Below are 21,651 nucleotides of genomic sequence, written 5' to 3'. Positions count from 1 at the left end.
TACGACAGAACGCCTGCCCGGTCCGGCCCGACGAGTGTCGGGTGGGACAGGACAGGCGCTCGGCCGTGCGGTGCGGGAGCGGAGGGCGAGGGATTCGAACCCCCGGTGGGTTGCCCCACAACGGTTTTCAAGACCGTCACATTAGGCCGCTCTGTCAGCCCTCCTGGTGCCGGGCACCCCTGCGAGCGGGCCGGCTCGGCCCCACAGTCTAGCGTCCGGCGGAACAGCGACGGCGGGCCGCCCCCAGGGTGGCCCGCCGTCCGCGAGGTGCTGGAGTGCGGCTCAGCCCTGCGCCTGTGCGCCCGACCGGAGCTGGCGCATCGCGAGCTGGACCAGCGCGATCAGCGTCTGCTTGGTCGCGGCGCGCGAGCGTGCGTCCGTGTACAGCATCGGCACGTGCGAGGGGATCTGCAGCGCCTCGCGCACGTCCTCGAGCCGGTGCTTGGCCACGCCGTCGAAGCAGTTCACGCCCACGACGAACGGGATGTTGCGCGACTCGAAGTAGTCGATCGCCGGGAAGCACTGCTCCAGGCGGTCCGTGTCGACGAGCACGACGGCACCGATCGCACCGCGCACCAGGTCGTCCCACATGAAGAGGAAGCGGTCCTGGCCCGGGGTACCGAACAGGTACAGCCACAGGTTGCCCGGCAGCTCCACGCGGCCGAAGTCCATGGCCACCGTGGTGGTGGTCTTGCGGTCGGTGACGCCACCGGCGTCGTCCACGCCGACCGAGTGCTCCGTCATGGCAGCCTCGGTGTTCAGCGGCTCGACGTCGGAGATCGACCCGATGAACGTGGTCTTGCCCACCGCGAAGCCACCGGCCACGACGATCTTGACGACGGTCGGGGCGGTGCGCTCCGGCGCGGGCTGCGCGCCCGGTGCCGGCTGCGCACCGGCGTTGGCCGCCGGCGCCTGCTGCATCACCGGCGGCGCGGGCTGCGCCTGCGCGGGACGGGACGCCTGCGCGGTGGGCGCCGCGGCGCCACCGCCGCCACCCAGCACACTCTGGCGCGCGGGCGCGTTCGAGGAAGCGGTCGCAGTGCCGGCGTTACCCGACACCGGGGCCCAGTTGGGACCGCTACGGGCCCCGCCGTCAGAGGGCGGAAATGCCATTAAGAACACTCTCCAAGACGCTCAGCGACAGGCCCGAGTTCGAGCTGCCGTGGCCTGTGTGGACGTTAACCGGTGTCGAGGTGTGCACGGTGACGTGCCCTTCCTCCTGCATGTCCGCCACAAGGATCCGGACGACACCCAGGGGCAGCCGCAGAAGGGCCGAGAGCTCGGCGATCGACACGTACGTGTGCGCGGCGTGCTGGAGGATCGCGCGCTTCTCGGGAGGCAGCCCGAAACTGCTGACTGCCCCGGGAAGTACCTCCACGAGGGCCTCGAGCGGCAGGTCGGACAGCTCCGACCGCACCCGGCCTCCGGTGACCGCGTAGGGGCGCACGGTGGACGTCTCACGGACGTCCCCCTGCCCCTGGGAACCGAAAGGTGCGTACGTCATGGTCGAGTCCTCATCCCACGCTGGCGGCTCGGGTCTGCCCATCGACCGGGAGGCTGCCACGCATCTCCGAGATCAGCTGCGGCGTGAGCGTGGCCTCGGTACGGGACACCAGGAGAGCCATCTCGTAGCCGATGAGGCCGATGTCGCACGTGGCCTCCGCGACCACGCCGAGAACGGACCCGTTCGAGACGTTCATCAGGAAGAGGAAGCCGTTGTCCATCTCGATGATCGCCTGACGGACGTTACCGCCGTTGAGCTGCCGAGAAGCTCCACGCGTGAGGCTTGACATACCGGAGACGATCGCCGCCAGCTGGTCGCCGCTGGTGCGGTCGAGCTGGTCGGACATCGCCATGAGCAGGCCGTCTGCCGACACGACGAGCGTGTGCCGACTGCCGGGAACGGTACGCACGAAGTTGTCGAGCAGCCAACCGAAATTGGTTGCTTCGGTGCTGAGGGTCACTCTGTTCCTCCTAGTCAGAATCCACAGACGCGCTTGTCACCGCGACTGCGGCGCTGAGTCAGGGACATGATTCACGGTCGAGGGTGCCCACGTCGAGTCCCCACCGCCGTTCTTGCCGTTCTCGTGCTCCGACTTGCCCTCGTCCACGGACTCCGACCGGCCACGCGCGGTGGCCGACTGGAACGCCGAGAGACGCGAGCGAAGCTGCTCGGGATCACGGTCGATGCGAGCCGAGAGACGCTCGACGGCCGGGTCCGCACCGGTGCCGGAGGCACCACGGGTACGGCGAGTCAGCCCACCGCTGGCAACCTCGGTGCTCACGGCTGCCGGACGGTACGAGTCGTTCTCTTTCACATCATCTTCCTGATAAGCCCCGCGACGGAGAAGGCTCGTCATCTCCTCGTAGAGCACTGCCGAGGCGGTCCATTCCGACCGGGCCTCCACCGAGTCACGCACGTACTCGGGGTCTAGTGGGTCCTTCCCGTCGCCGTCGGTGCCGGCGGCCCGCTTCGCGAGCGGGGCGGACGAACCGTACGACGGGTCGTACACGGCACCCGTCGGGTACGGCTCGCTGAACTCGCGGACGGGCGGCTCGAAGGCCTGCTGCACGTCCGCCACCGGCACGGCCTGGGTGGCCGGGGCCGAGACGAACGCGGTGGGCGCCGGCGCGGGGGCGGGAGCCGCCGGGGCGGGTGCCACCGGGGCGGCCGGAGCCGCCGCGCGGGGCGCCGCGTCCACGAACGGGTTGCTGCCAGGGGACGGAGCCTGCGCCTGCATGGGCACGGGGACCGTGCCGCCCGCAGGAGCGTTCGGGATGGCCGGCAGCGCCGACGTCAGCGACTCCTGGACCGCCTTCTGGTAGCCCTCCTGGTAACCACGCTGGTAGGTCGGGTCCGCGAGCGGAACCTCCTGGGCCGGCGCCGGGAAGGCACCGGTCAGCGGGGCGGGGTTGCCCTGCGGCGGACCGCTCGGCGCCTGGAAGCTCTGCGCCGGGAGGGCCTGCGTGGGGAAGTTCTGCGTCGGGAAGCCCGGTGCCTCGACGTTCGGCGCCGGCACGACCGGTGCACCGAAGGTCGGCGCACCCGCCACGGGGCCGGCGACCGTCTGGATCGGACGCGATGCCGGACGCTGCTCCTGCGGCTGGTAGGCACGCAGCTCGCCGGTGGCGGGCTGACCCGGACGGCGGCCGAACAGGCCACGCTTCTGGGCCGGCTTGGCACCCTGCTGGGCGTTCGACGCGGTCGAGCGGCGGCTCGGCAGGTCCGCCATGAGCTCCTCGAACGCGGGCAGCGCCTCGAACGACGAGTCGGGACCCTCCGGGGCCTCGGCGCCGAAGGCCTGCGACTGGCTGTCGTCACCCTGGAACGGGCCCGCTGTGCGCTCCGGCAGGGCACCGAAGCTCTGCGCGGGGGCCGGGGCCGGCGCCGGGGCCGCGGGCGAGCGACCGCCACCGGCCGCCGGGAACCGCATCACGTCGGTGTCGGACATGCCGGGGAGCGCTGCCGGGTCCTGCGTGATCGGGTCGAGCTGCAGCGACTGCGTGCTGCCCTCGACCGGGTCGATCGTGTTCAGGGACCGGAAGCTCGAGAACAGCGCGCTGCGCTGGTCCACGTCGACGGCGGCCGGGGTCGTGTCCTCGAAGACCGGCGCGACCGGCTCCGGCGGCTGCTGCGCGCGCTGACGGCTCGGGAGCGAGCTGCCCTCGGACACGTTCGACGGCGGAGCCCAGGCGTTGTCGTCGGCCTGGTACTCCTGCGGCAGTGACGGCGTCTGGATCTCCGGCAGGACGATCGAGCCGGTGGGCGTGGTCTCGGCGACGGGCTGCGCCGCCGTCGAGCTGCGGCGCCGGGCCAGGCCGAGCGCCGTCGTGCCGTCGGTCAGGGCGTTGATGTCGACCTGCTGCGCGACCGGGGCCGGCTGGGCCGCGAAGGCGGCCGCGGCGATCTGCGACGTGCCCGTCGGGACGGGCAGGCCGCCCTGGGCCGGCACGGCCGTCGTGGCCGGGGCGGCGGGCGAGCCGAAGCCGTTGGTGGGAGCGCCCGCACCGCGCATCGCGCCGGTGCCCGGGCCCGTGGCCATGCCGCCCATCATCTGCGAGGCGGCCGCCTGCGTGTTGGCCTCCAGCGGGTCCGTCGGCATCGGCAGCGGCATCGCGTTGTCCGGCATGAACAGCACGGCCGGGAAGCGGACCGTCACCTCGGTGCCGGTACCGCCCTCGCCCGCGCCGAACGTCACCTGGGCGCCGAGGCGGTCCGACAGGCGGCCGACCACGTAGAGGCCGAGGCGCTGGGCGCCGACGGCGTCGGACGCGGAGTGGCTGGCGACCTTGCGGTTCGCCTCCGCGACCTCCTGCGGGTTCATCCCGAGGCCGTGGTCGCGGACCACGACGGTGACGAACTGCTCGTCGCGGGCCGTGGTGACCTCGACCGGGGTGTGCGGCTCGGAGAACATCGTCGCGTTCTCCAGGAGCTCGGCCAGCAGGTGCGCGGCGTTCAGCGCGTTGTGGCCCAGCATCATCGGGTCGACGACGAGGTTCAGGCGGACCCGGTCGTACAGCTCGATCTCGGACGACGCGGTACGGATGACGTCGGAGACCGGCATCGGCTGGCGCACGCGACGACCGGAGTCGATGCCCGCGAGGACGAGCAGGGACTCCGCGTTGCGGCGCATACGGGTCGCGAGGTGGTCGAGGCGGAACAGGTTCGACAGCGTCGACGGGTCCTCCTCGGACCGCTCGAGGTCGTCGAGGAACGCGAGCTGCCGGTTCAGGAGCACCTGGTCGCGGCGGGCCACGTTGACGAACATCTCGGCGATGGAGCCACGGAGGGCTGCCTGCTCGCGGGCGACGTCGATGGTCGTGCGGTTGACGTCGTTGAACGCGGCGGCCAGCTGGCCGATCTCGTCCGAGGACTCGACCGAGATCGGGTCGAGGTCGATGCTCGGGCCCTGACCCGGCACGGACACCTGCTCCACCAGCGTGGGGAGGCGGTCACGGACCACGCCGGCGGCCTGGGTGAGGCGGCGCAGCGGGGAGACCAGGCGGCGGGCGATGACGAGGGCCATGATGACCGAGAAGCCGAGGGCCGCGATCGCGACGCCACCGGTGAGGTAGGCGCGGTTCGCGGCGACGTCGGCGCGCTCCTGGGCGAAGCCCGCGGTGTCCTCGCGGACGGCGTCGCGGACGATGCGGCCCTCGTCGACCCACTTCGCCGACTCGGTGGAGAACGCCCCGATCTGCGCCTGCTGGATGGCCGCGAGGTCACCGCGGGCGACGTAGCCGCGCACCGTGCCGTAGACGCCGTCCATGCCGGGCACCTGGTACTCGCCCGGGATGCGGTCGAAGAGGTCCTGCGTGGCGTCCCACTCGCGGTCACCGAGGTTGACCAGGTCGGCGCCACGGAGCGCCAGCGACCGCGAGGCGGCCTCCGCCTGGTCGGCCGGGTAGGAGGTGAAGATCCCGAGGGCCAGGCTCACGATCGGCCGCTCGTAGGTGTTCGTCAGCATGAGCTGGTCGATCGAGTGGTACGCCTCGAGGCGGGTACCGAGGTCGCGGTCCTCCGAGGTGTCCGCGATCGCGTCCATCACCTCGAGGGCACCGTCGATGTAGGTGCCGTAGGCCTCGGTCGCGTTCTTCTCGGTGAGGCGCCCGTCGGCGACCTTCTTCTGCACCTCGGTGATGGCCGCGCGGTCCTGGATGGTCTGCGTCACGGCGTCCTTGACGCGCTGGTCCAGCATCGAGATGTCGATGTCCAGCAGCTCGTCGTCGCGCTTGTCGAGGGCGCTGATCGTCTGTGCCTGGGCCGCCGGAGCCGCCCAGACCGTCTCGCCGTCGTCGTTGGTGACCGGCTTGCCGTCCTCGCCCAGCTCAGGGGTCCCCTGCAGCAGAGCGAGACGGGCCGCGTTACCGGCGTCGCCGTCGTCGATCATGGCGACGATGTTGAGATAGCGCTCCTGCGCGAACGCGGTGCCTGCGTGGTCCTGGTACTCGAGCGCAGCGACTAGATCAGCCGTCTGCTGGGCGCGCATCGCGTCGGCCACCGAGAGGCCGATGATGTACGCCGCTGCGATGACCAGGACGACGGCAGGCGTGACCAGTGTCGCAAGAACTTTCCCGCGCACTCCCAACCTGCGGAACATGCGTACCTCTCTCCATCACTGATCCGGAAGGGGGTTGGCGTGCTTGGTGCCCGCCGAACACCCTCGGTGCTGCGTACAAGTTACCGGCACCCGGTTTCCGCTGGCGACCCTCGTGAGGCCACACGGAAGTAGGCTTCATCGATGTGCGAGCCGTCACGATATCCGGAGCGGGGCCATCAGGGAAACTCTCCATTTCATCCCTGAATCACCCGAATGCTGGCCAAAGCGACGTGGTGATCACCGTCGCAGCCGCCGGAGTGAACCGTGCTGACCTGCTACAACGGGCCGGATACTACCCCCCTCCCGCGAATGCCCCGGACTGGCCAGGTCTTGAGATATCAGGAACTGTGAAGCGTGTCGGACTCGGCGTGTCGCGTTGGCGCGTCGGGGACCGGGTCGTCGCGCTGCTCGAGGGCGGCGGTTACGCGGAGGAGGTCGTGGTCCGCGAGACGCAGGTGCTCCCCGTACCCGACGGCATGGACCTGGTCGACGCGGCCGCGCTGCCCGAGGCGGCGTGCACGGTCTGGAGCAACCTGGTCGGCGTCGGCGGTCTGCGCGCCGGCGAGTGGGCGCTGGTCCACGGCGGCTCCGGCGGGATCGGCACCACCGCGATCCAGGTCGCCAAGGCGCTCGGCGCCCACGTCGTCACCACGGCGGGCGGCCCGGAGCGGGCGGCGCGGTGCGCGGAGCTCGGCGCGGACGTCGTCGTCGACCACCGCCGGCAGGACTTCGTCGAGGAGGTCCTCGGGGCCACCGACGGCCGCGGGGCGGACGTCGTGCTCGACCTGCTCGGCGGCGGCGCCCTGGGCGACAACGTGCGCGCCCTGGCGCGTGGCGGCCGCCTGGTCGTCATCGGGATGCAGCAGGGGCGGCGCGGCGAGCTCGACCTCAGCGCGCTGCTCGCGCGGCGCGGGACCGTGACCGGGACCCTGCTGCGGTCCCGGCCCCCTGAGGAGAAAGCGCGGATCGTCGCCGATACCGAACAAAACCTGTGGCCACTGTTCGCATCTGGCCAGGTCCGGCCGGTGATCCATGCCCGAATCCCGTTCTCGGAAGCGCAGTCCGCACACGACCTGCTCGAGTCGGGCGAGGCCTTCGGCAAAGTGCTCCTGGTCCCCTGATCAACGCGTGCCTATATATAGGCATGGTCGACAATTTCGTTCTCCGTCCAAGAATGCAATGCAGCCGACAGTCGATTCGGGCAAGACTGGACCCATGAACGACGAGCGAGCCACCCCCCAGTCCGACGACCGACGCGACCAGTCGCCCACCGCGCACCCACAGGTCGTCACGCCCGACGGCGCCGCGGTGCCGCCGGAGGGCGATCCCGAGGGCGCCGGCGACGAGCGCCAGCCGGACGAGGCCGAGTCCGTGGTGGGCCAGGTCGAGGAGCCGGCCAAGGTCATGCGCATCGGCGGCATGATCAAGCGGCTGCTCGACGAGGTCCGCGACGCCCCGCTGGACGAGGCCGCCCGCTCCCGCCTCGCCGAGATCCACGAGCGCTCGATCCACGAGCTCGAGGACGGCCTCTCCCCCGACCTCGTCGACGAGCTGCACCGCATCACGCTGCCGTTCACGGACGACTCCGCGCCGTCCGACGCCGAGCTCCGCGTGGCGCAGGCGCAGCTCGTGGGCTGGCTCGAGGGACTCTTCCACGGCATCCAGACGGCGCTCGTCGCGCAGCAGATGGCGGCGCAGGCGCAGCTCTCCCAGATGCGGCGCGCCCTGCCGCCCGGCACCGCGGCGTTCGGCCCGGCCGGCCCCGGCGGCCCGACCCTGCCCGGTGCCTCCGAGGAGGAGTCCGGCGAGCGCCGGACGCCCGGCCAGTACCTCTGACCCGCGGCCGCCCCCGGCTCCGGGGGCGGCGGGCCGGGCCTCGCTCGGGGGCGGCGGGCCCGGCTCGCGGGACCGCGGGCCGGACCCGGCAGCCGGCCGGCCGACGCGATCGGGCGGACAGCAGGCGGACAAACCGGGTAAAGCGCCGGGCGCCTACAGGTCGACGGGGTCTACCAGAAAGCCGTCCTCGTCGGCGATCTCGCCTCCGGCGGCGTCGTGGATCGCACTTGCGAGCCTCGCCACCAGCTCGGCGGCGCGCTTGCGCGCGATCCGCAGCTCCATGTTGGGGAACTCGCGCTGCGACTCGACGAGGTCCTGCGGCTCCCAGTGCACCCGGTAGCAGACGGCGCCCTGTTCGGCCCACGGCAGGCCGCGCAGCAGCCGCGGCAGCTTCTCCTCGCCGCTGATCTCGACCGAGACGATGCCGTCGACGCCGAGCTCCACGACCAGGCCGTACCCGTCCAGCACGCGCGGGCCGGTGAGCGCCTTGATGTCGTACTCGTCCGCGGCCGCGTGCAGCTTCTTGCGCAGCTCGGGGTCCATCTCCTCGCCACGGTAGAGCGGCTTGTCGGCGATGCCGTCAGGCGGACCGCCCCACTCCTTGCCGTCCATGTGCAGCCGGGCCCGGGGGTGCACCCGCTGCAGGATGCTGTGCGCGGCCTGCGGGTCGAGCCAGACGTCGGAGTAGACGGTCATGTCGATCGAGGCCCCGGCGTCCGGCGTGAGCACGACGCCGGCGCCCTTCCGCGCGGGCGGGCCGTCCGTGGCGGCGTCCCAGAGGCCGCCGACGTCCAGGCGCAGCGAGCCGCCGAGACGACGCGCGACGGCGACGAGCCACTCGACCAGGCGGCGCTCCTCGCGCTCCGGCATGCCCGCGGCGAACGCCCGCCCGATGCCGTCGCGGTCCCCCGCGGGGAACGGGGCCTCGCCGCGCTCCCGGTGGCAGACGATGTCGAAGGCCATCGCGGCACCCGGCGGCACGCCGACGTCGAAGCCGTCGCCCACGGGCTGGTACGGCCCGTTCATCACCGCGTGCCGCGAGACCCGCAGCACGCCGGGCTCCTTGCCCTGCGCCCGGCGGCCCTGCGGCGCGCCGGCCACGTTGCCCGGGAGGATCCCGGCGGGGACCACGTCCCAGCGGGTCGCGGAGAACCGCGAGAGGGCGAGCACCTCGATCTCGTCCAGCTCCACGTCACCGGGCACGGTCAGCACGTGCCTGGCCTGGTGTGCCTGCGCAACCGTGCGCGGCAGGAGCGGAAGCTGGGGAGCGGCCATCGGGGTCCCTTCGAGGTCCTGGTGCCCGGCCGGCGCCGGGCACCCGGAGCCTACCTTCCGGCGACCGCCCGTCGGCGCGCCCGGACGGCCCGTGGGCCGGCCCCGCTCACACCGTGGTGCGGTGGAAGTTCTGGGAGGAGCGGGACGCCGTCGGGCCGCGCTGGCCCTGGTAGCGGGAGCCGTACAGGTCCGACCCGTACGGGTGCTCGGAGGCCGACGAGAGCCGGAAGAAGCAGAGCTGGCCGATCTTCATGCCGGGCCACAGCTTGATGGGCAGCGTGGCGACGTTGCTCAGCTCCAGCGTCACGTGGCCGCTGAACCCCGGGTCGATGAAGCCGGCGGTCGAGTGCGTCAGCAGGCCCAGCCGGCCGAGGGAGGACTTGCCCTCGAGACGGGCGGCGACGTCGTCGGGCAGCGTGACCGCCTCGAAGGTGCTGCCGAGCACGAACTCACCCGGGTGCAGGACGAACGCCTCACCGTTCTCCGCCTCGACGAGGCGGGTCAGCTCGGGCTGGTCCGTCGCGGGGTCGATGAAGGGGTACTTGTGGTTGTCGAACAGCCGGAAGAACTTGTCGAGGCGCACGTCGATGCTCGACGGCTGCAGCATCGACGCGTCGTACGGGTCGAGCACCACGCGGTCGGCGTCGAGCTCGGCACGGATATCGCGGTCGGAGAGGAGCACCCGGATACGGTACTGGCCACCGGGGGCCGACGCCGCCCCGGTTCGGGACGGGCGCCGGCCTCGCCGGGGAGCGCGCCGGTGGTCAGCCTGCGGTGGTCACCACTGCAGCGGACGGTGCTTCGAGTCCACCGACCAGTAGCCCTTGCGCATGACGAGGTACAGGATGCCCTCGATGGCGCCCCAGATCGCCGGGACGAACCAGGCCTGACCCAGCGACACCGCTGTGATGAGGAGCATGATCCAGCCCAGGCCCTTGTAGCCCAGGTAGAACCGGTGCGCGCCCACCACGCCCAGCAGGATGCCGAGCAGGCCCGCGGTGATCCGGGACTTGCGGCCCGGGACGTGCTCCGCCGGCGGGGTCGGGCGGTCGTAGTCGTACTGCTGCTGGTAGTTCGCCGGGGCGGACTTGGGCGTCTGCATGGCGCGGGTCTCGCGCGCCGACTTCGGCGGCTGCGGCGGCCGCGGAGGGAGGGGTTTGGTCTCCTGGTAGATCGGCTCGGTGGGCTTCTCGCTGGGATGCTCGCTCACTGCTGCTCCGGCTGCTCGGCGACACTCGCACGGAAACCGGTTCGGGCATCCGGGCGAGTTTGGGTATGATCGGGTCGCGCGCCAGGTTCAGGGGGCGCTGTTGCGGAACCCTAGCGGGATTCCGGAACGGCAGAAACCCGGTCAGAACCGGACGTTGCGGGTGTAGTTCAATGGTAGAACTTCAGCTTCCCAAGCTGATAGCGCGGGTTCGATTCCCGTCACCCGCTCAGCTACGAAGGCCCCAGGTCAGAGACCTGGGGCCTTCGTCGTTCCCGGCGCGGGCTGCCAGCCGCTCAGGGACGGGGCCGGAGCTTGAAGATCAGGATGCCGAGGTACTTGTCCATCCATACCTGCTTGTGCGGGTAGCGACGCCGGGCCTCCTCGGAGAGCTGGGGTTCGACCGTGGTCTCGATCGAGAGCCCTGCCGCGCTGAACAGGTTGAGCAGGTCGGCGACTGTGTAGGCACGCTTCGTGAGAGCGATCTGGTCGTTCCAGGACCGGTGGTAGTAGGTGTAGGAGGCCGTGGAGTAGTACTCCTCGCCGAGGGTGGTCCCGTTCTGCTCCGCCCGTTCGACCGCCCACCTGATCGGATGGCTCCTGGTCAGCAGGATGAACCCGTCGTCGGCGAGCATCGCCCGTGCCGCCCGCAACGTGCGCACCGGGTCGTTCGCGTACCCGATCGACTGCAGGAACAAGATCCGGTCGAACGTGCGGCCCGCGAGCTCCGGCACCGACTCCAGGTCGGAGAGGTCGCCCCGGACGAGCTCCATGCCGGGTGTCGGTCCGGCCGGGAAGTTGCCGCTGATGTCGACGCCGACGGACGCCGTCGCACCGTCGCGAACCAGCTCCGCCAGCTTGGCGCCGTTGCCACAGCCGACGTCGAGCACCGACAGACCGCCGACGTCACCCAGGAGGTCTCGCTGCGCGGGCCACTCGACCAGGCGGTCGAGCGAGTCCTCCCTGGCTCGGGCCTTCTCGTAGTCGTGCGCGAGCGTGAACCACGGCTGGCTCTCGTCGCCGCCGTCGGGCCGGTGCGAACTGTTCGTCGGGTGCGAGTCGTCAGTAGTGGCCACGCCGGAAAACCTAGTGGCACGGCGCCCGATTCTCGCTGAACCGGGTCAGCCGCAGTCGATCGGATGGGTGCTCGGCATGACCGGATCGTTCGCCGTGCCACGCACGGTCAGCGTCCCGCCGTCCGGCCCCAGGGCGAGGTCGTAGGCGTCCGCCCGCACGGGGCGGTAGCCGTCGTCGGCGACCCAGGTGCCGGTTCGCTGCCCGACGCCGAGATTCCGCACCACGTAGACGTCGCCGCTCCCGGCCGCCAGGAACGACGTCTCGCGTGTCACGACCCGGCAGCCGTCCGAGGCCTCGGAGCGGAGCACCTGGTACTCCGCGCCGGAGAACGCGTCACCGGCGACCCCGAGGCCGACGCTCGCCACGGCCAGCGCCGTCGCGACGGCGCTGGCCCAGCGCGGGACCACCCGCGCTCCCCGGGCCTCGTCAGCGGCGCGCACCCGGGTGGCACGCGGGATCCAGAGGAGCATCACCGCGACGACGAGCACCCCGAGACCGAGGCCCCAGCCGGGCACCACGCGACCGTCGACGACCAGCACCCACCCGAGCCAGGGCGCCACCACGGCGAGCGCCGCGGCTGCGAGCCCGGCGAGCCCGGCGAGCCCGGCGAGCCCGGCGAGCCGCATCAGAGCCGCGCGAAGCGGGCGCGGGCGAAGGAGTAGCCGCCGTACGCGGCGATGCCCAGCGCGACCACGATGAGCAGCACCGTTCCGTACGGCTGGTCGCGCACGGTGTGCAGCGCCTCGTCGAGGCCGCCGGCCTGCTCGGGGTCGGCCGTCACCGCGGCCGCCACGACCAGCCCGCCGACGACGCCGAGCGCTACTCCCTTGGCGATGTATCCCGCCTGTCCCAGCCGGACCACGACCGGCCCGACCGCACCGCCGCCGGTTCCCGTCAGGTCCTCCAGGAACTTCTTCCGCACGCCCTTGACGACGTGGTAGACGCCGACACCGACGATCACCAGACCGGCGGCGCCCACGAGCCAGACGCCGCCCGGCATGCCCAGCACCTGTGCGGTCAGGCTCTCCTCGCTGCCGCTGCTGCCACCGCCTGACCCCGTCGCGTACCGGAAACCCGTGACCGCGAGCGCCCCGTACAGCACGGCCTTGGCCACGCTCTTGGACCGTGCGGCCAGCTGGTTCTCCGCGTTCGGCACGCCGACGACGGCGGTGGCGAGCTGCCAGACGGCGAGGGCGGCGAAGCCCACGGCGACCAGCCAGAGCACCACGTCACCGCCGGGCATCTGGGCGACCGCGCGGAAGGCGCCGGACTGGTCCGCCTGCCCCTCGGACTCGCCCAGCGCGAGCTGGACGGCGAGCCAGCCGATCAGCAGGTGGAGCACACCCGATGCGGCATAACCGCCCCGGGCCAGGCCGCGGACGGCGCGGCTGTTCTTCGCGCGGCGTACGGCGCCGCCGGCGGTGGTGGAGTTCTTGGGCACGGGTACACCTCCATCAGGTCGCGGGGGTCGCGACGCCCCCACATTCCCGCATTTCACCGCAATTCGCATACCTGCTGGTCCGGCGTGGCGCGAGCGGCGACTCAGGACCTGTCGGCCACCTCGTCCGGCAGCGTGGTGAGGACCGTCAGCGGCACGTGCGCCTCCCCCTCCTCCGGGTCGAGGGCGACCAGCGCGAGCGCGTCCCGCCCGTCGGCGCTGATCCAGCCCTGCGTCCAGGCGTCGTCCCCGGCCGGCAGGTCCGGCATCGACGTCCAGCCCCGGCCGACGAGCTCGTCGGCGTAGGCGCCACGCACGGCGGCCACGTCGGCGTCGACCTCCAGGACGAGCGGCAGGTTGCGCAGCCTGTCGGCGTCGACCTCCTCGACGAGCACGTCGTGGACGGGACCCGAGGCGCGCAGGTCGCGCGAGGCGACGTCGTCCCCGAACGCGTACTCGTCCGGGGCGGTGACCCCCGGCGGCATGTCGGGCAGCGCGCCCGGGGGCGGCGGCGTCGAGCAGGCGGTCAGTAGGGCGACGGCCAGGGCAGCGGTCGCGAGGCGCGACGCGACGCGCGCGGGACGTAGAGGGACGGGACGGGGCGACCGAGACGTCATCGGCGCAGTCTGCCGGGCCGGGATGAACGCGAGGTGACACAAGAGCGCCGCGGGCCGGACCCACCGTCCGGCCCGCGGCGCTCGTCCGTGCGGGGAGCGGAACTCATCCCCGGATCGGTGCCGTCAGGTGCAGCGACACCGGCAGTCCGTGCCCGGAGGCGGGCACCCAGCCGCTCCAGCACCGCCAGACCGCGCGACCGGACACCCCGTCGTCGTGGTGCCCGCGCCGTTCGGCGAGATGCAGCATCCGGGCCAGCCGGACGGCGTCCGGCAGCCGCGCCGCGACGACGTCGACCGTCAGCACGCCCACGACGTCGTCCTCGAGGTCGAGGTGGTCGACACCCGCCCGCACGTCCAGCGTGGGGATGTCGAAGACGTGCGCGATCAGCGCGGTGACCTGCACGAGCTCGGCGAGGTGCGCCGCCGGCGCCGGGCAGCCGTCCGAGCCCGGGCCGCCGGCGCAGGATCCTGCTGTCATGTGGGCCACGACCGGACCGCGCGGGTGGTGCCGCGCAGGTCGCCGTAGACATACATGTCCATCCCGTTCCAGCACCCGGTCCACATGGTGAAGCCCGGCCGGGTGGCCGGGTAGTCGGTCGCCACGGTGATCCCGAGCTGCTCGGCGATGGCCGCACCCTCCGACCTCCGCTCCGGATGCACGACCAGATGATCGCGGAACACCTCGACCCACTTGATCCGCGCATCCCCCACCTCAGCCAGCAGATCCCGCACGCCGCTCGCGGAATCCGCCAGAGTGCCCGCAATCGTTCCCATTTCTCCCGCCTCTCTGCACCTACCTCTAGGCGCATAGACAGCCTGTTGCGGGTTAACTGGGGGTTGCAACCGCTACGCGGAAAAGTTGCGTATACGCACTGGCTGCGGGTTAGGTGGGTTCCGTGTCTAGAGAGGGACGTGTGACTGCCGCAAGCATCGCCAAGGATCTTCGTGCCGCGATCCGCTCCGGGACCTACAAACCGGGCGACCGCCTTCCGAGCGAAGCTGCGCTCATGTCGAACTACGGTGTGGCCCGCATGACCGCGCGCCACGGCCTGTCGATGCTCAAGGACGAGGGGCTGACCGTGACCCGGCACGGCTCCGGCGTGTTCGTCCGCGCCTTCGAGCCGATCGTCCGTACCGGCACGACCGGGCGGGCCGACGAGGGCACGGTGACCGCGGAGATCGACGAGACGGGTGCCGGCCTCGTGGTCCGCACGCTCGCGGTCACGGCGGAGGCGGAGCCGTCCGAGAAGATCCGCACGGCGCTCGGCCTCGCCGAGGGCGACAAGGTGACCGTGCGCGAGCGCCTGCACCTGCGGGAGCGCAAGCCCGTCCTGTTCGCGACGTCGTACCTGCCCGCGTCCATCGCGGCGGGCACCCCGATCGCGGACCAGGAGGTCGGTACCGGCGGCACGCACGCCCGCCTGGCCGAGGCCGGGCACGCGCCGGTGCGGTTCCGCGAGGACGTCGTGGGCCGCATGCCGACGATCGAGGAGATCGAGGAGCTGCGCATCGAGCCCGGCACGCCGGTGCTCGCGGTCACCCGCACGGCGTTCACCGAGGACGGCTCGGCCGTCGAGGTGAGCCACGTGGTGCTGGACGCGGGCGAGTTCATGCTCCGCTACGACATCTCCTGAGGTGAAGGTGCAGCGCAGGCTCAGGCGACCGACGAGCAGAGCCTGAATCTGCACCACGTGCGGCCGGGCGGCCCCGGGCTCACAGGAGCCGGAGCCGCCGTTCGGCCACGCCGATCCGGACCTCCTGCCCCCAGGAGACCTCGAGCCGGTCCGCCTCCATGCCGTCCCCGAACACGACGAGCCGGTCGGACTGCACGGCCACCACGAGCTCGCCGCCGCCGCCGAGCACGCCCTCCGTCATGGTGACGCCGGTGACGGGCGACGGCCAGGCCTCCCGCACGAACCACGCCAGCGCCGGGTCCGTCGGACCGGGCAGCCGGCGGCCGCCCCGGTCGTGCGCGATCGAGGCGCACCAGCCGGTGGCGCCCGTCCCGGTGCTGACGATGAGGCCCGACGACGACTGCCGCTCCGACCCCCGGTCGACCCGCAGGGTGTAGCGCGCCGACTGGTGGCTGGGGTGCCCCAGGAACAGCTCGTTGACGGCGTGCAGCTCCTGGCCGTCGTCGAGCCGCGCGTGGACCATCGTCAGCTCGTCGCAGCGCAGCGCCGCAGCGGACGCCCGGTCGCCCTGCCGGGCGGCCGTGTCACCCTGCCGGGCGGCCAGGCCGCCGATGATCTCCGCGACGTCCTCGGCACCGTGCCGCACGAGCACGCCCAGGTTGGTGCCCGGTTCGGGGTCCACGCCGACGACGAGCTGCCGGTCCAGGTACTTGGCGACGTTCGCGACCAGCCCGTCCTGCCCCACCACGAGCACGACGTCCTCGGGCGCGAACAGGAACCGGTCGAGGTCCGCGCGCTCGACCTCCGCCAGCGCCCAGTCGGACGGCACGCTCGCCGCGACCTCCCGGCGGGCCGACGCCGCGGCGTCGTGCCGCGCCTCGACGTCGGCCAGCGTGCGGCCGCGGGTGCGGAGGAAGAACTCCGCCTGGCCGCGCGTGGCGTGCCGGTCGAGCAGCTCGTCGAGCTCGGTCCGGCGGTGCACGAGCACCGCGCGCGTCCGGAGCGCCACGTCAGCGCTCCACGGCCGGCGCGCCGTTCGAGGACGGCGCGTCCGCGGCCGGCTCGGCCGCCCGGTTGGTCAGCGCGCTCAGCAGCCCGCTGACCAGGTCGGGCGTGACCGTCAGCGAGCCGACGTTCGGCAGGTGCGGTGCCGCGTCGCGCAGCGCGAGGGCCGTGAGCACGTCGCGGCCGACGTTCGCGTAGACCGCCATGAGCGCCGCCTCCTTGGCCGCCTCGGCCTCACCGAGCTGCCGCAGCGAGGCCGCCTGGGCGGTCGCGGCGATCTCGCGCCGCTCGGCGTCGGACTTCGCGGAGACGAGCGCGGCGGCCGCGGCTTCCTCCGCCTCGCGCCGCTTGTTCGCGCCCTCCTGGGCGACGAGCTGCTCGCGGCGGGCGGCGAGCTCGATCTGGCTCGCGAGCTCGTTCTCCGCGATCTTGCGCTCCCGCTCGACGGCGACGGCGCGACGCTCGTAGGTCGCACGGTCGGCCTCGGCCTGGAGCCGCTCGCGGACCGGCGTGCGCAGGGCCTTCTCGACGTCACCCTCGGGCCGGACGGCGAGCACCCGGACGCCGAGGATCTCGATGCCGGTCGCGACCAGGCGCGCGTCCTCGCCGAGCGCGCCGAGCGCCGTCCGCACGCTCCCGACGCCGGACTCCAGCGCCTCGGCCAGGTCGACCGTGGCGATCAGGTCGACCGTGAGGCTCTGCGCGAGCTGGCCCACGATGGCCCCGACCTGCTGCCGGCCGCTCGCCTCCTGCCCCTTGCCCGTGACGGGGAAGATGCCGAAGTCGAGGCGCTGGGACGCGAGGACCGGGTCGCCGAACCGGTAGGTCACGTTCGCCTGCACCGTGACGTCCTGCTGGTCGCGCGTCACCGCGTGGAACAGGACGGGCAGCTCCTGGTCGGTGGCGGGCACCTCGCTGAGCACGGAGGTGTCCGGGCGGAACCAGAAGGCCTGGCCCACCCCCTGGTGCCGCACGCCGCCCTTGCTGAGGTGCACCACGTAGTCGCTCGCGGAGCCCAGGAACTGCCGGAATCCGGGGTAGCGCTTGATCGTAGCCATCGTCGGCCTCTCGTTCGTTGTTGTCGTCAGTTTGACGATATCTACTGCCTCGGCTTTTCGTCAAGGTGACGAGAATGTACGGTCGATGTCATGCCCCGCACCACACCCGCCCCGTCCGCCGTTCCCGAGACGGCGGGCGCGTTCCCCGTCACGGTCGACGTCGTCGCCCTGACCGTGCGCGACGCCGAGCTGCACGCGCTCGTCGTCGACCGCCTGCTGGAGCCGTACCGCGGGCAGGCGGCGCTGCCGGGCGGGTTCGTGCTCGCCGGGGAGACCCTGGAGCAGGCCGCGGCGCGGGAGCTCGAGGAGGAGACCCGGCTCACCGTGCCTGCGGGCGCGACCGGCACCGGGCCGTGGCACCTCGAACAGCTCCGCACCTACGGTCCGCTCGGGCGCGACCCGCGCGGGCCCGTGCTCTCGGTCGCCTACCTGCTGCTCGCGCCGGCGTTCGGGCTGCCCGCGGCGGGCGGCGACGCGGCCGCGGCGCGCTGGGTCCCGGTGGGCGACACGGGGGCGGGCCTCGCGTTCGACCACGACCACATCCTGGCCGACGGCATCGAGCGCGCCCGCGCCAAGATCGAGTACTCGCCCCTCGCCGCCGCGTTCTGCCCGCCCGAGTTCACGGTCGCCGAGCTGCGCGGCGTCTACGAGGCGGTCTGGGGCACGCGGCTGGACGCGCGCAACTTCCACCGCAAGGCCACGGGCACGCCAGGATTCCTGGAGCCGACCGGCCGCCTGGGCGGCGGCGGCCCCGGCCGGCCCGCCGAGCTGTTCCGGCTGGCGCCCGGCGTGGACCCGAGCGCGACCGTGCTGCATCCGCCGCTGCTGCGGGCAGGCGCGAGCTGAGGGGCCGGGCGCGGGGCGGGCCGGCGGGGTGAAGCCCGCCGGGTCAGCCCTGGCCCGGCCGCGTCCTGGGCTTGAGGCGCAGGTCCGGCAGGGCGGGCGCGCGCAGCGGCCCGCTCGGGTAGCCGTGCACCCGGCCGAACAGGCGCCCCTCGGCGCCGTCCGCGTACCCGGTCGCACCAGTACCGAGCTCCGCGATCTGAGCCATCCAGGCGTCGCGGGCCCGGACGATGTCCTCGTGCGTGCGGCCCATGAAGTTCCACCACATCACGACGTCCTCGTCGAACGGCAGGCCGCCGATCAGGACCGCCCGGGCGGGCGCCCCGGACCCGGCGCGCACCACGAGACCGGAGCGGCCCGGCGCCACGTACCCGAGGTTCGACGGCGGCACGGCGCTCCCCTCGAACGTCACGTCGCCGGAGTCGACGAGCAGGGCGTGCTCGTGCTCCGGGTCGACGGCGAGCCGCACCTCGGCCCCCGGCTCGAGGTCGATCTGCGCCCCGACGAGCGGCGTGTACGCGGTCGCGGGCGAGGCCGGCTCCTGGCCCGCCACCCCGAGCCGCCCCATGAACACCTGCACGACGGCGCCGTCGTGCCGCACCACGGGCAGGTCGCCGTGGTGCTCGAAGTGCGGGTCGACGCCGAGGGCCGAGTCCGGCAGCGCCGTCCAGAGCTGGACGCCGTGCAGGCGGGGCGGGCGGTTCTGCGCCGGTGACTCCTCCGAGTGGGAGATGCCGCGGCCCGCGGTCATCAGGTTGAGCTCGCCCGGCCGGACCGTCTGGAGCGAGCCCACGGAGTCGCGGTGCAGGATCTCGCCCTCGAAGAGCCAGCTCACGGTCTGCAGCCCCGTGTGCGGGTGGGGCGGTACCTGCATGCCCTCGCTGTCCGAGACGTCGTCCGGGCCGTAGTGGTCGCTGAAGCACCACGCCCCCACGAGGGACCGGGCGCGCTGCGGGATGGTGCGCCGCACGTTCATCGCCCGCGGCCCGCCGAGCGGCACGTCGCGCGGGGTGAGGAGCTCGATGCCGTCGCCTTGCTCGCCCGCGACGCAGACCTGCTCGGTCGGCCGGGTCTCCAGGTTGCTCATGCGCCGAGCCTAGATCGCGCGGCGGACGTCCGGGGAGGGGCCAGGGCCCCCGGGGCAGGCCGGGGGCCCTGGCGAAACCGCATACCCGTGGCCCGCGCTCGGCGAGGACCAGGGGCGCCGTGTCGACGTCACGACTCCGATGTGCCCGTCAGACCCGGAACGCCAGGCCTGTTCTGCACGAGCACCTCGAACGCGGGCGGTCTTCCGGCCCCGTACAGGCACCTGTGGCGTCATCCACAGCCCGCACCGCGGTACGGGACGTCCTGTCGTTCTCCGGTCGACCAAGTGTCCGATGCCCGGGCCGGTCGGTACTGCTGCAGCGCACCGCATCTGCACCCGGATCGTCGAACCACTGCCAACGTTTCTATCCGCGTGTCGCACCACCGGCAACCGCTCCACGGCTGTAATTTTCACCCTGCGGTTCTCAACAGTTCTATCCACAGGTAATTCCCTGGATTTCCCACACAATGCACAGGGCTGTGGACCAAATCTGTGGATAACTAAACGGGGTCAGACCCAGGCGCGGGATCCCGGGGTGCCGCCGGCGGCCGAGTCGCTGCGCGCCTCCAGCTCGTCCGGCGTCGCGATGAAGCCGCCGTCGTCCACGAGGATGCCCGCGATGCGGCTCTGCAGGGACACCGCGAGGCGCGCGAGCGAGGCGCGCATGCGCGCGCGGGCGATGACGTGCAGCCCGGACCCGTGCTCGAGCTCCAGCTCGTAGGGGTCGGCCGGCACCCAGGTCATGCGGTAGGCGTACGGCCCGTAGCTGCGCCAGTCCAGCGACCCGAGCGCGCGGGGCACCCGGTCGACGCGCTCGACGTCGATCACGATCGAGCCGTCGTACGGCGTGCTGCCCGCGAGCGTGTAGCGCGGCGTCCCGTCGGGGGTGACCTGCTCGGCGGACACGTCGGCGGTCGCGATGAGCGACCGCAGCATGGGCAGCACGTCCCCCGGCTGCAGGGGGTGCGCGGAGTAGAGCTGCAGGTTGACGGACGCCGCCGGGTCCGGGACCAGCGGCTGCCGGCCGTCGGCGAGCACCCCGCCGCCGGTCTTGCGCGCGGAGGCGACCGTCCACTGCACGATGCGCAGCTCCTCGGCCTGCGGGAGCGCGTGCGGGAAGGCGCGGGCGATGCCGTCCCGGTCGTCGTACGACGTCGGGGCGGCACCCCGGACGTCCCGGAGGCCGTCGCTGCGCGCGATCGAGTACGCCTCGGCCGTGGTGGCCGGGATCTGCAGCTCGGCGAGGTGCGCCTCGGTGACCTCGAACGGGCCGGTCGCGACGTGCTCGTCCCCCAGACGCATGACTCCGGGCACCAGCGAGTCGGCCTGCGCCATGCCCCGGAACCGGGAACCGGCCATCCGCCGGGACCCCGCGGCGCGGGTCGGTTCTCGGAGCCATGTGACGTCCGAGAACCAGGCGGCGGCGAGCTCGCTGACCGCGACGGGGCCATTCGTACTGGGCAAAACCAGAAGGTGACCCGAGGCGTGTTCCGCAGGAATCACGCCCGCCAGAAAAGTCATGCGGGAACCCTACTGCCGCGCACTTTCGCCCATGATGCGAGCGTGTTACAGAGAGGAAACACACTTGTGACGGCGTGCTCACGCAATGGCGGCATTCCCGGCCTGGAATTCGCGGAACCACGCGGAAGTGTCTGGGCCGCATTTTCGGGCGACTGAGTCTCAGTGCAAATGCATGAATACCGCGCCTCTGCGGCCAGGCAAAGCGGATCTATCCGAACTTAGCGCCATCTGTCTGCCGAATTCGCCTTCGACCGCCCTGCACCCACGATCCCGCGTTCCAGTTACTGACGACGCGGGCATATGATGTCAGCATGCCCAAGATCATCGGCAAGAGCCTGCACGAGCACCGCCAGATGACGAGGCACAAGCTGTTCACCGCTCTGTCCACCCTCATGGCGGAGCGCGGGTTCGACACCATCACCCTGGCCGACATCGCCGCCGCGGCGAACGTCGGACGGACCGCCGTCTACAACCACTTCCACGACAAGGAAGCGCTGCTCCTCGGGTTCATCACCCACGAGACCGAGCAGTACGCCCACACCCTGGAGCGCGCGCTGGACGGCGTGAGCGACCCCGTGGAACAGCTCCGTACCTACATCCGCCAGCAGGCTCAGCTGACCCGCGTGTTCCACCTCGCCCCCGGCCCGGACCTGCGGACCGTCCTGTCCCGCGCGACGCTGCAGCGCCTGCGCGAGCACGCCGACATCGTGGAGGCGATCCTGCGCCGGATCCTCACCGCGGGGATCGACGCCGGGACGTTCCCGCCCCAGGACATCGAGCCGACGGTGCACCTCGTCAACGCGTGCCTGTCGGGGCGGCTCATCCCGGACGAGCCCGTGGCCCGCGAGCGCACCATCCGCGCGGCCGAGGCGTTCGTGCTGCGTGCGGTCGGCGCCCGGGTCCCGGAGCGGGTCTCCGCGTAGTTGCCCCCGCCCAGCTTCCCTACCTGATC

22 protein-coding genes and 2 tRNA genes are annotated in these 21,651 nt (G+C 72.4%); 6 read left to right on the top strand and 18 right to left on the bottom strand.

Going from position 1 to position 21,651, the window contains the following annotated elements; translation table 11 throughout:
- Positions 1 to 79 precede the first annotated feature (79 nt).
- The 5 genes from H291_RS0123765 to H291_RS0123745 all read right to left on the bottom strand — a co-directional run bounded on the left by H291_RS0123765 (position 80) and on the right by H291_RS0123745 (position 6,101).
- Positions 80 to 164: transfer RNA gene (locus H291_RS0123765), tRNA-Ser, on the bottom strand.
- 118 nt (positions 165 to 282) lie between these two features.
- Positions 283 to 921, bottom strand: a complete 639-nt coding sequence (locus tag H291_RS0123760; protein ID WP_420038577.1) for a GTP-binding protein — start codon at positions 919 to 921, stop codon at positions 283 to 285.
- A 172-nt stretch (positions 922 to 1,093) separates the two neighbouring features.
- On the bottom strand, positions 1,094 to 1,504 hold the full coding sequence (locus H291_RS0123755; protein WP_020017526.1) for a DUF742 domain-containing protein: 411 nt from the start codon (positions 1,502 to 1,504) through the stop codon (positions 1,094 to 1,096).
- A gap of 10 nt (positions 1,505 to 1,514) precedes the next feature.
- Positions 1,515 to 1,964, bottom strand: a complete 450-nt coding sequence (locus H291_RS0123750) for a roadblock/LC7 domain-containing protein (protein WP_020017525.1) — start codon at positions 1,962 to 1,964, stop codon at positions 1,515 to 1,517.
- Positions 1,965 to 2,000: 36 nt separating this feature from the next.
- Positions 2,001 to 6,101: a HAMP domain-containing sensor histidine kinase gene (locus H291_RS0123745; protein WP_157237286.1), complete on the bottom strand. Its 4,101-nt coding sequence runs from the start codon at positions 6,099 to 6,101 to the stop codon at positions 2,001 to 2,003.
- Positions 6,102 to 6,244: 143 nt separating this feature from the next.
- Between H291_RS0123745 and H291_RS0123740 the strand changes: the two genes are divergently transcribed.
- Both H291_RS0123740 and H291_RS0123735 read left to right on the top strand, forming a co-directional pair.
- On the top strand, positions 6,245 to 7,222 hold the full coding sequence (locus H291_RS0123740; RefSeq protein WP_026366060.1) for an NAD(P)H-quinone oxidoreductase: 978 nt from the start codon (positions 6,245 to 6,247) through the stop codon (positions 7,220 to 7,222).
- A 94-nt stretch (positions 7,223 to 7,316) separates the two neighbouring features.
- Complete coding sequence (locus tag H291_RS0123735) at positions 7,317 to 7,937, top strand: bacterial proteasome activator family protein (protein WP_020017523.1); 621 nt, start codon at positions 7,317 to 7,319, stop codon at positions 7,935 to 7,937.
- Positions 7,938 to 8,090: 153 nt separating this feature from the next.
- Here H291_RS0123735 and H291_RS0123730 read toward each other — a convergent pair whose 3' ends face one another.
- The 3 genes from H291_RS0123730 to H291_RS32945 form a co-directional block, all read right to left on the bottom strand.
- Positions 8,091 to 9,212: a hypothetical protein gene (locus H291_RS0123730; RefSeq protein WP_020017522.1), complete on the bottom strand. Its 1,122-nt coding sequence runs from the start codon at positions 9,210 to 9,212 to the stop codon at positions 8,091 to 8,093.
- A 106-nt stretch (positions 9,213 to 9,318) separates the two neighbouring features.
- Entirely contained in the window at positions 9,319 to 9,894 is a 576-nt protein-coding gene (gene dcd, locus H291_RS0123725; RefSeq protein ID WP_020017521.1) for a dCTP deaminase, read from the bottom strand.
- Between the two features lie 96 nt (positions 9,895 to 9,990).
- A complete protein-coding gene (locus tag H291_RS32945; protein WP_020017520.1) occupies positions 9,991 to 10,422 on the bottom strand; it encodes a TM2 domain-containing protein in 432 nt (143 codons plus the stop codon).
- A gap of 156 nt (positions 10,423 to 10,578) precedes the next feature.
- On the opposite strand from H291_RS32945, the gene H291_RS0123715 reads away from it, so the two are divergent.
- A tRNA-Gly gene (locus tag H291_RS0123715) sits at positions 10,579 to 10,649 on the top strand.
- 66 nt (positions 10,650 to 10,715) lie between these two features.
- Here H291_RS0123715 and H291_RS0123710 read toward each other — a convergent pair.
- The 6 genes from H291_RS0123710 to H291_RS0123685 all read right to left on the bottom strand — a co-directional run bounded on the left by H291_RS0123710 (position 10,716) and on the right by H291_RS0123685 (position 14,325).
- A complete protein-coding gene (locus H291_RS0123710) occupies positions 10,716 to 11,495 on the bottom strand; it encodes a class I SAM-dependent methyltransferase (RefSeq protein ID WP_020017519.1) in 780 nt (259 codons plus the stop codon).
- A 45-nt stretch (positions 11,496 to 11,540) separates the two neighbouring features.
- Positions 11,541 to 12,122, bottom strand: a complete 582-nt coding sequence (locus tag H291_RS0123705) for a hypothetical protein (protein ID WP_020017518.1) — start codon at positions 12,120 to 12,122, stop codon at positions 11,541 to 11,543.
- Positions 12,122 to 12,937, bottom strand: a complete 816-nt coding sequence (locus tag H291_RS0123700) for a DUF1206 domain-containing protein (RefSeq protein ID WP_020017517.1) — start codon at positions 12,935 to 12,937, stop codon at positions 12,122 to 12,124. Before H291_RS0123700 ends, H291_RS0123705 begins: the two co-directional genes overlap by 1 nt.
- Positions 12,938 to 13,038: 101 nt before the next feature.
- Positions 13,039 to 13,551, bottom strand: coding sequence for a hypothetical protein (locus H291_RS0123695; protein WP_157237284.1), 513 nt, complete (start codon positions 13,549 to 13,551; stop codon positions 13,039 to 13,041).
- Between the two features lie 103 nt (positions 13,552 to 13,654).
- Positions 13,655 to 14,029: a hypothetical protein gene (locus tag H291_RS0123690; protein ID WP_020017515.1), complete on the bottom strand. Its 375-nt coding sequence runs from the start codon at positions 14,027 to 14,029 to the stop codon at positions 13,655 to 13,657.
- Positions 14,026 to 14,325, bottom strand: a complete 300-nt coding sequence (locus H291_RS0123685) for a hypothetical protein (RefSeq protein WP_020017514.1) — start codon at positions 14,323 to 14,325, stop codon at positions 14,026 to 14,028. Before H291_RS0123685 ends, H291_RS0123690 begins: the two co-directional genes overlap by 4 nt.
- 113 nt (positions 14,326 to 14,438) lie before the next feature.
- On the opposite strand from H291_RS0123685, the gene H291_RS0123680 reads away from it, so the two are divergent.
- Positions 14,439 to 15,185, top strand: coding sequence for a GntR family transcriptional regulator (locus H291_RS0123680; RefSeq protein WP_332257184.1), 747 nt, complete (start codon positions 14,439 to 14,441; stop codon positions 15,183 to 15,185).
- A 79-nt stretch (positions 15,186 to 15,264) separates the two neighbouring features.
- On the opposite strand, the gene H291_RS0123675 is transcribed toward H291_RS0123680, so the two are convergent.
- Both H291_RS0123675 and H291_RS0123670 read right to left on the bottom strand, forming a co-directional pair.
- Entirely contained in the window at positions 15,265 to 16,194 is a 930-nt protein-coding gene (locus H291_RS0123675; protein ID WP_020017512.1) for a hypothetical protein, read from the bottom strand.
- Position 16,195: 1 nt separating this feature from the next.
- The gene (locus H291_RS0123670; protein ID WP_020017511.1) at positions 16,196 to 17,248 is read right to left on the bottom strand and encodes an SPFH domain-containing protein; all 1,053 of its coding nucleotides are present in this window, start codon (positions 17,246 to 17,248) and stop codon (positions 16,196 to 16,198) included.
- A gap of 90 nt (positions 17,249 to 17,338) precedes the next feature.
- Between H291_RS0123670 and H291_RS0123665 the strand changes: the two genes are divergently transcribed.
- The gene (locus tag H291_RS0123665; RefSeq protein WP_020017510.1) at positions 17,339 to 18,094 is read left to right on the top strand and encodes an NUDIX hydrolase; all 756 of its coding nucleotides are present in this window, start codon (positions 17,339 to 17,341) and stop codon (positions 18,092 to 18,094) included.
- 43 nt (positions 18,095 to 18,137) lie between these two features.
- Here the strand turns inward: H291_RS0123665 and H291_RS0123660 are convergent, their stop codons facing one another.
- A complete protein-coding gene (locus H291_RS0123660) occupies positions 18,138 to 19,178 on the bottom strand; it encodes a pirin family protein (protein ID WP_020017509.1) in 1,041 nt (346 codons plus the stop codon).
- A 510-nt stretch (positions 19,179 to 19,688) separates the two neighbouring features.
- Positions 19,689 to 20,642: a hypothetical protein gene (locus tag H291_RS0123655; RefSeq protein WP_232216153.1), complete on the bottom strand. Its 954-nt coding sequence runs from the start codon at positions 20,640 to 20,642 to the stop codon at positions 19,689 to 19,691.
- Between the two features lie 368 nt (positions 20,643 to 21,010).
- Here H291_RS0123655 and H291_RS0123650 point away from each other — a divergent pair, with 368 nt between their 5' ends.
- Positions 21,011 to 21,622 (top strand): TetR/AcrR family transcriptional regulator, encoded by a 612-nt coding sequence (locus H291_RS0123650; protein WP_020017507.1) that lies wholly within the window; start codon positions 21,011 to 21,013, stop codon positions 21,620 to 21,622.
- The last annotated feature ends 29 nt before the right edge of the window (positions 21,623 to 21,651 follow it).

It is taken from the genome of Promicromonospora sukumoe 327MFSha3.1, assembly GCF_000385135.1.
Classification (GTDB): Bacteria; Actinomycetota; Actinomycetes; order Actinomycetales; family Cellulomonadaceae; genus Promicromonospora; species Promicromonospora sukumoe_B.
This window is presented reverse-complemented; position numbering and strand designations above follow the sequence as displayed.

What these genes read in the sequence shown, in the direction of transcription:
- H291_RS0123760 (WP_420038577.1), bottom strand. Translation starts at nt 921, where the DNA reads ATGCAGCAGGCGCCGGCGGCCAACGCCGGTGCGCAGCCGGCACCGGGC.
- H291_RS0123745 (WP_157237286.1), bottom strand. Translation starts at nt 6,101, where the DNA reads ATGTTCCGCAGGTTGGGAGTGCGCGGGAAAGTTCTTGCGACACTGGTC.
- H291_RS0123670 (WP_020017511.1), bottom strand. Translation starts at nt 17,248, where the DNA reads ATGGCTACGATCAAGCGCTACCCCGGATTCCGGCAGTTCCTGGGCTCC.
- H291_RS0123695 (WP_157237284.1), bottom strand. Translation starts at nt 13,551, where the DNA reads ATGACGTCTCGGTCGCCCCGTCCCGTCCCTCTACGTCCCGCGCGCGTC.
- H291_RS0123730 (WP_020017522.1), bottom strand. Translation starts at nt 9,212, where the DNA reads ATGGCCGCTCCCCAGCTTCCGCTCCTGCCGCGCACGGTTGCGCAGGCA.
- H291_RS0123705 (WP_020017518.1), bottom strand. Translation starts at nt 12,122, where the DNA reads ATGCGGCTCGCCGGGCTCGCCGGGCTCGCCGGGCTCGCCGGGCTCGCA.
- H291_RS0123650 (WP_020017507.1), top strand. Translation starts at nt 21,011, where the DNA reads ATGCCCAAGATCATCGGCAAGAGCCTGCACGAGCACCGCCAGATGACG.
- H291_RS0123755 (WP_020017526.1), bottom strand. Translation starts at nt 1,504, where the DNA reads ATGACGTACGCACCTTTCGGTTCCCAGGGGCAGGGGGACGTCCGTGAG.
- H291_RS0123690 (WP_020017515.1), bottom strand. Translation starts at nt 14,029, where the DNA reads ATGACAGCAGGATCCTGCGCCGGCGGCCCGGGCTCGGACGGCTGCCCG.
- H291_RS0123735 (WP_020017523.1), top strand. Translation starts at nt 7,317, where the DNA reads ATGAACGACGAGCGAGCCACCCCCCAGTCCGACGACCGACGCGACCAG.
- H291_RS0123665 (WP_020017510.1), top strand. Translation starts at nt 17,339, where the DNA reads ATGCCCCGCACCACACCCGCCCCGTCCGCCGTTCCCGAGACGGCGGGC.
- H291_RS0123660 (WP_020017509.1), bottom strand. Translation starts at nt 19,178, where the DNA reads ATGAGCAACCTGGAGACCCGGCCGACCGAGCAGGTCTGCGTCGCGGGC.
- H291_RS0123685 (WP_020017514.1), bottom strand. Translation starts at nt 14,325, where the DNA reads ATGGGAACGATTGCGGGCACTCTGGCGGATTCCGCGAGCGGCGTGCGG.